Source organism: Paraburkholderia sp. 2C, from assembly GCF_054589215.1.
This window is the reverse complement of the sequence record NZ_BAAILL010000065.1, coordinates 393747-403219: the sequence shown is the minus strand read 5'-3', so window position 1 is coordinate 403219 and position 9473 is coordinate 393747. Positions and strand designations below refer to the sequence as shown.

At 64.3% G+C, this 9473-nt stretch carries 7 protein-coding genes; 1 reads left to right on the top strand and 6 read right to left on the bottom strand.

Annotated elements, in window-relative coordinates; genetic code table 11:
* The 3 genes from ACYPXD_RS30680 to ACYPXD_RS30670 form a co-directional block, all read right to left on the bottom strand.
* Nucleotides 1–854: STAS domain-containing protein (locus ACYPXD_RS30680; RefSeq protein WP_459720763.1), on the bottom strand; the 854-nt coding region annotated here is incomplete at its 3' end.
* Nucleotides 855–1127: 273 nt separating this feature from the next.
* On the bottom strand, nt 1128–2756 hold the full coding sequence (locus ACYPXD_RS30675) for a tannase/feruloyl esterase family alpha/beta hydrolase (RefSeq protein ID WP_459720958.1): 1629 nt from the start codon (nt 2754–2756) through the stop codon (nt 1128–1130).
* 230 nt (nt 2757–2986) lie between these two features.
* Nucleotides 2987–4093, bottom strand: coding sequence for an OpgC domain-containing protein (locus tag ACYPXD_RS30670; RefSeq protein WP_459720760.1), 1107 nt, complete (start codon nt 4091–4093; stop codon nt 2987–2989).
* Between the two features lie 382 nt (nt 4094–4475).
* On the opposite strand from ACYPXD_RS30670, the gene ACYPXD_RS30665 reads away from it, so the two are divergent.
* The gene (locus tag ACYPXD_RS30665; protein WP_459720757.1) at nt 4476–6014 is read left to right on the top strand and encodes a methyl-accepting chemotaxis protein; all 1539 of its coding nucleotides are present in this window, start codon (nt 4476–4478) and stop codon (nt 6012–6014) included.
* 49 nt (nt 6015–6063) lie between these two features.
* Here the strand turns inward: ACYPXD_RS30665 and ACYPXD_RS30660 are convergent, their stop codons facing one another.
* From ACYPXD_RS30660 to ACYPXD_RS30650, 3 genes are all read right to left on the bottom strand, one after another.
* On the bottom strand, nt 6064–6726 hold the full coding sequence (locus ACYPXD_RS30660; protein ID WP_459720754.1) for an ankyrin repeat domain-containing protein: 663 nt from the start codon (nt 6724–6726) through the stop codon (nt 6064–6066).
* Between the two features lie 34 nt (nt 6727–6760).
* The gene (locus tag ACYPXD_RS30655; RefSeq protein WP_459720954.1) at nt 6761–7321 is read right to left on the bottom strand and encodes a c-type cytochrome; all 561 of its coding nucleotides are present in this window, start codon (nt 7319–7321) and stop codon (nt 6761–6763) included.
* A 188-nt stretch (nt 7322–7509) separates the two neighbouring features.
* The gene (locus ACYPXD_RS30650) at nt 7510–9240 is read right to left on the bottom strand and encodes an outer membrane protein assembly factor BamB family protein (protein ID WP_459720751.1); all 1731 of its coding nucleotides are present in this window, start codon (nt 9238–9240) and stop codon (nt 7510–7512) included.
* Between the last annotated feature and the right edge of the window lie 233 nt (nt 9241–9473).

Genomic DNA, 9473 nt, shown 5'->3' with positions numbered 1-9473 from the left:
CCGCGCGCGGCGATGCTCGAGCCGGTGCGCTGCAGCGCAACGATAAACGCATCGGCAAGCGTCGACTTCGTGGTGACGTTCGTCAGGTCGACACCGAGATGCACGATGGTCTGCGCGATCTGCGGGCGGATTCCGCTGATGATGCAATCGGCGCCCATCAGCCGCGCGGCCGCAACCGTCTTCAACAGATGCTGTGCGACGAGCGTATCGACGGTCGGCACGCCGGTGATGTCGATGATCGCAATCGATGCGCCGGTTTCGACGATTTTCTGCAGCAGGCTTTCCATCACCACTTGCGTGCGCGCCGAATCGAGCGTGCCGATCAGCGGCAGCGCAAGAATGCCTTCCCACAGTTGCACGACCGGCGTCGACAGTTCGAGCAGTTCTTCCTGCTGACGAAGAATGATGGCTTCACGGCTGCGCTGGAATACTTCGGTGGTGTAGAGGCCGAGTGCGTCGAGCAGCAGATTCAAGGCCCAGCTCGTTTCCGCGAGTTCCGCCGCGTTATCGCTCAACTCGCTGCGCAGACGCAAGTAGAGCGGCTGCTTCAGCGAGAACACGAACGTTGCGGTCTCGGCGGGCGTGAAACCCTGCCGCGCGCGAAGCGCGGAAGTTTCCGCGAGAAACGCACGCACGGGCTCCCACTCGGGACGGCTCGCATCGAGCGTATCCGCGCTCGACAGCGTATCGACAAATATGTTCAGGAAGTTGCGGAACTGATCCGACATGTCTGCTTCGGTCGTCAGGCCGCGACGCAGTGCGATGGACAGATGCTGGTTCAACCAGTCGCTCAACAGCGTGTCGCGGTGCCGCGACAGCACGTCTATCAATGCGGCGCCTTTCGATTTGTTCATGGACTCTCCGGTCAAGGACAACAAGTAAGTATTGCTTGATTTACTTTCGCGCAAATCGTTTGCGCGCACTCTATGGGGCAAACATTACCGAATCCGCGATCGTCGCAGCCTTATGCAGCAAGCGATTGCGCGAGCAACCAATATTACACAGCGCAGCCACGCTTGAGGATGTCACGGTTACGCACTTACGCGCGCGTGGGCGCGTACAAGTGCAATTGCAGGCGATGGAAGATGCGGTTTTTGCGTCGCTCGCATGGGCGAGCGACGGCGCGTTCAGATCGACGAGCAGGTGAAGCTGCTCGCGCGATTCATGTCGCCCTTGCCGATATAGCGCGGAAAGAGCGGATAGCGGCACAGCGGCCGCGTGCGGCCGTTGGTGGCGGCGGCGATATCGGTGGCCGTCAGCGTTTCGGGCGCGACGCCATGCGTGACCCAGTCGTCGAGTGCGGTGAGCAGATCGACGGACGGCACGAACACGCCGCTGCCGTGCTGATAGCCGGGCACCATATAAAGCCGCATGAACGCATCGACGCTGGACTGCCCGAAGCGCGCGACGAGCGCATCGCGATAGGCGATGGTCTGGTTCGGGCTGATCACTTCGTCGGCGAGGCCCTGCAGCGTGATCAGCTTGCCGCCGCGTGCCATATAACGCGACAGGTCGGTGTTCATCGCGCCGATCGTCTCCGACAGCTCGACGAGCTGCGACTGATAGCGGCCCGGATGCAGCACGTCGAAAGTCAGCGAATCGTATGCCGCGTCCTGCGTGACGAAGTAGCGCAGATAGCCGTCGCCCTGCGTGAACAGATAGCCGTTCGCCGCAAACGTCGGCGACTGCTCGCGCTCGGCATCGCGCCCGAGTCCGAGTCCGCCTGTCAGGCGCGTGCCCTGAAATACGTTATAGCCATGGTAGCCAGTGACGTCCCAGGCGAGGTGGTACGGCAGCGTCAAGCCGTCGCGTAGCGCGAAGAGCGTCGCAAGCTGCGTGTTGGTCAGACATTTGTCGTCCTGCGACGTGTTGGGGACGAGCGCAGGGGACCCGTTGACCCCGTTGGTCCGGGTAGATCGGGTAGACCCGGTAGACCCGGTGGCTCTCGTCGACCCGGCGGATCTGCAGCGCAACGCGTCGATAATTTCCGCTTCGCGCTTGCGGCACGCGGGCACATCGCTGACGATGCCGTCGGCCGCGCCGTCGAGCCGGTCGCAGATCGCCATCGACCGCTCATAGACGCGTTCGAGCAGCGTCGGCGGCACGTAGCCGCCCGGCGTCGCGTACTCGGCTTCGCCGACCTTGATGCCGACGAGCCGCACGCCGGTGAAATTCAGCGCGGGCGAATCGGCGATCACGCCGTCGTAGTCGTCGGGATAGCGCTGCATCGCCGTGTAACCTTCACGGCCGCCCGTCGAACCGCCCGCGAAGTACATCTTGTCGGGCGCGCGTCCGTACGCGAGCCTGATCAGCGCAAGCGCCGCATCGTGCGTCTTTTTCAGGTGCGCATAGCCGAAGTTGACCACGGCTTCGTCGATGAGGCCGAACACCGCGAGCGACGAGTTGCCCACGTGCCCCGAATCGTCGCCGAAGGTCGCATAGCCTTGCGCGAGCGGCGCGTGCTCGGGCGAAAACGGCATCGTGCCGAGGCCGCTCACCACCACGCCGTTGTACCCGCCGCCGCCCAGTTGCAGCGCGCGGCCATTCCAGTTGCGCGGCAGATTCAGATCGAAGCGGATATCGGGCGTCGCGGATTTCAGCGCCTTGATGCTGCCGGTGATGCGGCAATAGTCGCCGGCTTCGTTGCCCGCGGCGCTCGCCGGTATCAGCGTCGCCGAATCGATATGCACGCCGTTGGTCGGCAAGCCGATCGCTTTCGGCGGCAGCGAGACGTTGGTCAGCGTCGAGCAGTGCAGCTTCGATGCGGGAGAAACTGAAACGGGCGGCGTCGGCGCAGCGAGCGGCTGTTGCGCCGCGCATCCGTGCGTGCCCGAAACGAAGACGAAGAGCCATGCGAAGGCACGAGCGCAGATACGAGCGGCCGGGATACGCGTGGCGACACGAGAGGAGGCGACGTGAGTTCGAACACGAACTTCGGCACCCACAGGCACACGCGCCGCGCGAAGCCCGACCGGATGTATGCGCGTCACACGTCCGCTCCGCGCACCGCCGGGCGCCTCGAGAAACGCCCGGAGCAGTCGCGCCAGATCCGCGCGAGCATCAGCATCGCGATAATCGCGACGAAATCGCCGGCGAGCGCGGCAAGGCCATGCGCGACGCCATGCAAGGCGCGTGGGGTCGCCGTATCGACGACGAGCGAAATCACCGTGCCGCCGACGAAGCAGACGAGCCCCAGCTGCCCGACATTGACGATGCCGGGCAAACGCCGCGCGAGTTGCGCCACGAAACCGTTACGGACGAGCCAGACTGCCAGCCAGGCAATCGCAATGAAATTGATCACGCGTTCAACCGAGAGATTCTGTTTCAGATGACCGGGCAGCGGCTGCGTCAGGATGAACAGCTTGACGATCGCGAAGCCCACCGCGGCTGCAAGCGCGACGCGCGTGACCCACCGTCCCGCCCCCGATCCGATAAAGCCGTCGCCGACGGGCCGCACACGACACAGGATACCGAGCACGAACATCAATTGCCATGCAAACGGATTGAAAGCCCAATCGCCGACATCGTCGATGCGCAGCAATGCCGCGAGTGGCCGCGCCGCGAGCCAGACGACGATGCTCAGCGCAAGTGCCGCGCCTGCCGAGCGCCGCGCGAGCGGCACCATGAACGGCACCGTCAAAGGAAACAGCACGTACATCGGCAGCACGCTCGACAGATACGGTTGCCGGCGCAGCACCGCGATATCGAACGCCTCGTGGAGCGGCGCCGCCGAAAACGACGGCCAGCCCGTCATGTCGACCATCGGCCGGTTCAGATGAAAAAACGCGAGCACCGCGCCCGACAGCAAGGTGAGCACGGCCGTCAGCAGATAGGCGCGGTAAATCTCGAGGCCGCGCCTGAAAAAGCGGGTGCGCGCGGCACCGACCCCGCGTTTGTCGAGCACCGCGTCATAGGCGGCCGCGGACGCGTACCCACCGAGGCACACGAACACTTCAGCCGAATCGCATAACGCATACGAGTGCAGCATTAAATGCGACAGCACGCTGCCGGGTATGTGATCCAGAACGATGACAATCAGCACGACGCCGCGAAAGAAATCGACTTCGATCGAGCGTCCTCGACGCGCAGGCATGGGAAGTCTCGGGGGGAGTGCCGCTGGTTACAGGGAAAAGCGCCAAGCGTTCGGGTCAGGCTAAACCGATTCGCCACCGGTTGCTGGAGAGAGCCATTTCGGCTAACAGAATGAAATCTCCACGCCATTCGCGCGGGGCGAAATGATGGGCGACGACAGGTGCTTTGAAAGCCAGCGCCGTCGCGTGCATGGAAAGCCGCAGGGGAAATAGCGAACGAAGCCGCGGCTCGCTTCGCGAAGTTCGGGTTGCTTAACACGGCATTTCGCGCAAACGCACTCAAGTTGGCTGCGACGCGTCCGTCAATACGGTCGTCAGGGCGGGTATCGGGTGCGGCGTCCTGCGTGACCGGATGCGTGCCCGCGACTCAATCGAATGCGACCTATGACCATCGTTCGGCGGCTCGTGATTACCTTGGGCGTAGCGCTTTTCGCGCTGGTGTTCGTCGGCGGCTACGGCCTCGTGCAGCTCTATGCGTCGCATCAGCGCGTCGACGGCCTCGAGACGCGCACGATTCCGGGGCTCAAATCGATCTCGATGGCCGTCGGCGACGTCGCCGATATGCGCCTCAACGCCTACCGGTACGTCGTCGACGGCATCGACGACGCGAGCCGTGCCGCGATCGTCGCGCTGATCGCCGACGCCGACACGCGCTTCGATCGCGATATCGCGGCCTATGTTGCCGGCGACGAGAAAGCCGCGAAGATGCTCGACGCCGATCGCGCGCATATCGCCGCATACCGCAGCGCGCGCAATCAATACTTCGACAAGCTGCGCGCGGGCGACCGCGACGGCGCGCTCGCGATGCTGCACGACGGCGGCGCCGTGCACTCGGCCGCGCTGGCGCTCGATCAGGGCCTGCACGATCATCTCGACTACGACGTCGAGCGCAGCCAGACGGTCCGCGACGAGAACGCCGCGCAGTTCAAAGCCGTATTCGGCTGGATGATCGCGATCGTCGCGGCCGCGCTCGTGGCGACGGCCGCGTTCGGCATGCATTTGCACCGGCTGATCGGCAATGGGCTCGGCCAGTTGCAGGACACGCTGCAACAGGTCAGTCATTCGCTCGATCTGTCGCAGGAAGCGCGCGTCGAGCGCATGGATGAAATCGGACACACGGCCACCGCGCTGAACCGGCTGCTCAAGCATATGGCCGAAGTGATCGCCGAAGTGCGGCGCGCGAGCGACGCGGTCGGCATTGCGTCGAAGCAGATCGCCGCCGGCAATCTCGATCTGTCGACGCGCACCGAGGAGCAGGCCGTCTCGTTGCAGCAGACGGCGGCCAGCCTCGCGCAACTGACGGCAACCGTGCAGCAGAACGCGGACAACGCGAAAGAAGCGAGTTCGCTTGCGCTCGGCACGTCGCGCATTTCCGATGAAGGCAGCCAGTCGGTCGAGCGCATGGTCGGGACGATGAGCGAAATCGCGTCGAGCTCCGCGAAGATCGGCGAGATTACGTCGCTGATCGAAGGCATCGCGTTTCAGACCAATATCCTCGCGCTCAATGCGGCCGTCGAAGCGGCGCGCGCCGGCGAACAGGGGCGCGGCTTCGCGGTCGTTGCGTCGGAGGTGCGCAGTCTTGCGCAACGTTCGTCGGCGGCGGCGAAAGAGATCAAGGAGCTGATCGAGCGCTCGGTTGCGACGATCCGTTCGGGGTCGAGCCAGGCCGAAGAAGTCGGCCGCACGACGGCTCAGGTGCAACAGGCGATCCGGCAGGTCGCGGCGATCATCGGTGAGATTGCGAATGCGTCGGACGAGCAGGGGCGCGGCATCGAGCAGGTGAATCAGGCGGTCAGTCAGATCGATGAAGTGACACAGCAGAACGCGTCGCTGGTCGAGCAGGCCGCGGCGGCGGCCGGGTCGCTCGACGAGCAGGCAACGCGTTTGAGTGGCTCGGTGGCGGTGTTTACAGTCAGCGGCTAAGGTGTAGGGCGCGTTCGTTCCCTGACGCACCGGCAAGCACCGGCAATTGCTAGTGCGCGGATAGCAGCGCCTCCACCTGGCTCGAATGCGTCTGCGCGGCAATATCCATCGCCGTCATGCCGCGATTGTCGCGCAGCGTCGGATCGGCGCCGCGCGCGAGCAGCAATTTCACCGTATCCGCGCGGTCGTAGCCGGCCGCCCACATCAGCGCGGTCAGGTCGTTCCTGTAGCGGCGATTCACGTCGATGCCCGCGTCCAGCAGCAGCTTCACCGACGCCGTGCTGCCCTGGCCCGCCGCATACTCCATCGCGGTCTTGCCGACCCGGTCTTCCGCGGCGGTATCGGCGCCGCGCGCGAGCAGCAGGCCGACCGTTTCCGCGTCGCCGCCGTAGGCCGCCGCCATCAGCGGTGTAATGCCGGCGACGTCCGCCTGGCGCACATTCGCGCCGCGCTCGACCAGCATGCGCGCCATCGCCGTCGAGCCTTTTTTGCAGGCGGTAATCAATGGCGTGTCGCCGATACGATTGCGCGAATCGATGGCCGCGCCGTCGTTCAACGCCGCTTCGACCGCATGTTCGTCGTCGCCGCGCGCGGCGTTCAGCAGCCGCTGATTGATACTTTCGTCCTGTGCTTGCGCGGGCAGCGGCCATGTTGCCGCAAATACGACGCACAGCGCCAGAGCCGCGCCCATCGCTCGTGCGGCGAGTTTCATCGGATGGTCTCCTCGCGTTGGACGTTTTGTACTGCTATTGCAGGTTGGCGATATAGGCGCTCAGATTGCGAATGTCGTCGTCGGAGAGATTCTGTGTGACGCTCGTCATGTTGCCGGCGTCGTTGGTGCGCGTCTTCGACCTGAAGTCGCGCAACTGCTTCGCAATGTATTGCGGATACTGGCCCGCGACGCGCGGTATTTCGTTCTGCCCCGTGAAGCCGCCGAGATGGCACATCGTGCACAGAACCTCCGCGGCCTTGCTCCGGCCGGCATCGATACTCGCCGCGCTAGCATCGGCCTTGATTGGCAACGGTTTTTGCTGCGAGAGAAAGTCCGCGACGTTCTGCATGTCTTCGCGCGATAGCGTCGCCGCGATCGGCGACATCCGCGGGTCGCTGCGGCGGCCTTCCTTGAAGTCCTTCAGTTGAAGGTACAGGTAGCGCTGCGTCTGGCCCGCGAGGATCGGGTAGTCGGGGTTCGTCGAATTGCCGAGCGGTCCGTGGCATGCGACGCACACCTGCGCTTTCGCCTTGCCCGCTTCGGCGTCGGCGTGCGCGAGCGGCGGCGACAGTGCGGCGGCGAAGAACGACAACATTAGCGATAGGCCGAGCCGCAGTTGCAGCGGCAGACGCAGCCGCGACTGCGGGCGCGACGACGGCCACGGCGCCGGCCGCGCGGCGTCGATATGCAGCGCGACCACGCCCCGACGCGCCCGCCGTCCCGCATGCCGGCTTGCACGAACCGCATCGGACGCGGCCGTCATGGCAACCGTCAGCGCGACCTTCACGGCAAGGCGAACACGAGAACCGTATTGCCGCGCTTGAAGTCGAGCTGCGTGTTGCCGCCGGCCGCGACCGCGATGTACTGCTTGCCGTTCACCGAGTACGACACCGCCGGCGCATTGACGCCCGCGCCGCACTGGAACTCCCAGAGTTTCTTGCCCGTCGACGCATCGAAAGCGCGGAAGAGTCCATTGCCTTCGCCGTTGAACACGAGGCCGCCCGCGGTCGCGAGCACGCCGCCGATCAGCGGCTGGTCGGTCTTGAAGTCCCACGCGACCTTGCCGGTGTCGATATTGACCGCGGACAGCTTGCCCCATTGCTGCTCTGACGGGATCGTCTTGAACGCGCCGCCAAGCCACAGCTTGCTGCCGCCCGGGTATGCGACTTCGGTTACCTGATACGTCATCGGCTGATGCAGATTCGCCGCGTAGACGAGGCGCGTCTGCGGATCGAACGCCATCGGCGACCATTCGACGCCGCCGTTCGCGCCGGGCAGCATGCGCGCGCCGGCCGCGGTCGGCAAGGTCCACATGTCTTCCTGCGGGATCATTGCCTGCGAGAAGCGGATCAGCTTGCCGGTTGCGCGGTCGTTCACGTACACGTGGCCGGTCTTGCCGCCGTGCAGCACACCCGGCACCATCTTGCCGTCCTTGTCGCGCACGTCGACGAGAATCGGCGGGCTCGCCGCATCGAGATCCCACACGTCGTGCGCGATGTACTGCGAGTGCCACTTGTACTTGCCGGAATCGAGATCGACCGCGACGAGCGAATCCGTGTAGAGGTTGTCCCCAGGACGGATCGCCCCATACAGGTCCGGCGACGGATTGCCGACCACGAAATAGATCGTGCGCGTTTTGCGGTCGACCGCGGGCGTCATCCATACGCCGCCGCCGAGCGTCTTGTAGAAGTCGCCGCCCTTCGAAGCGAGTTGCTGCTTTTCCGCGGCAATATCGCGCTTCATGTCGCGGCCGGTCGCGTCGGTCGTCGCCCAGACGCCTTCCTGGCCGGTTTCGGGAATCGTATAGAAGGTCCACAGCAGGTGACCGTCCTTCGCATCGAAGGCTTTCACGAAGCCGCGGATGCCGTATTCGCCGCCATTCGTGCCGATCAGCACCTTGTCTTCGACGACCGTGGGCGCCATCGTCTCCGAATAGCCCTGCTCGGGGTCCGCGATCTGCGTTTCCCATAGCATCTTGCCGGTTTTCACATCGAGCGCGACCAGCTTCGAGTCGAGCGTGCCCATAAAGAGCCGGTCGCCGGAAATCGCCACACCGCGGTTGTTAGGACCGCAGCAGAAGGTTTTGACCGGCCCCAGCTTTTGCTGGTAATGCCAGAATTCCTTGCCGGTGACTGCGTCGACGGCATAGACGTGATTGAACGACGTCGTGATGAACATGACGCCGTGCGACACGATCGGCGCCGTCTCCATCGACTCGTTGACCGCCGTCTGGAAGATGAATACAGGCCTGAGCTTCGACACGTTCGTGCGGTTGATCTGCTTGCCGGGGTAGTAGCGTGTCTGGGTGTACGAGCCGTTCGAGTGCAGCCAGTCGGACGAGTCGCCGGCCGCGGCGTCGAGTTGCTGCTGCGTAACGGGTTGCAGCGCGGGCATCGGCGCGGACGTCGTCGTTGCGCCGCCTTGCACTTCGTCCGCGGCAGGCGCGGCGGACGAGCCGAATGCAAGCGTAAGAGCCAGGAACACCACGGATAGTGCATTGCGGGATGAATGCATGAGCGTCTCCTTGGTTTTTATTGCCAACGGGTTTCGTCATGCGAACCAATGCCGGACGCCGCTCCGCTTAGCGGCGCCCGATGCCGGATGGCGCAACCCTCTCGGACGTGAACACGCCGATTTCAAACCATTGCTTGCTCTATTCGACTGATATGCAGTGCAACGGATGGGAGACCGTGGGTGGCTCTCTCACCGGAATGCTGGCTGAGTTAAAGCGTAGGCGATTGGATTCG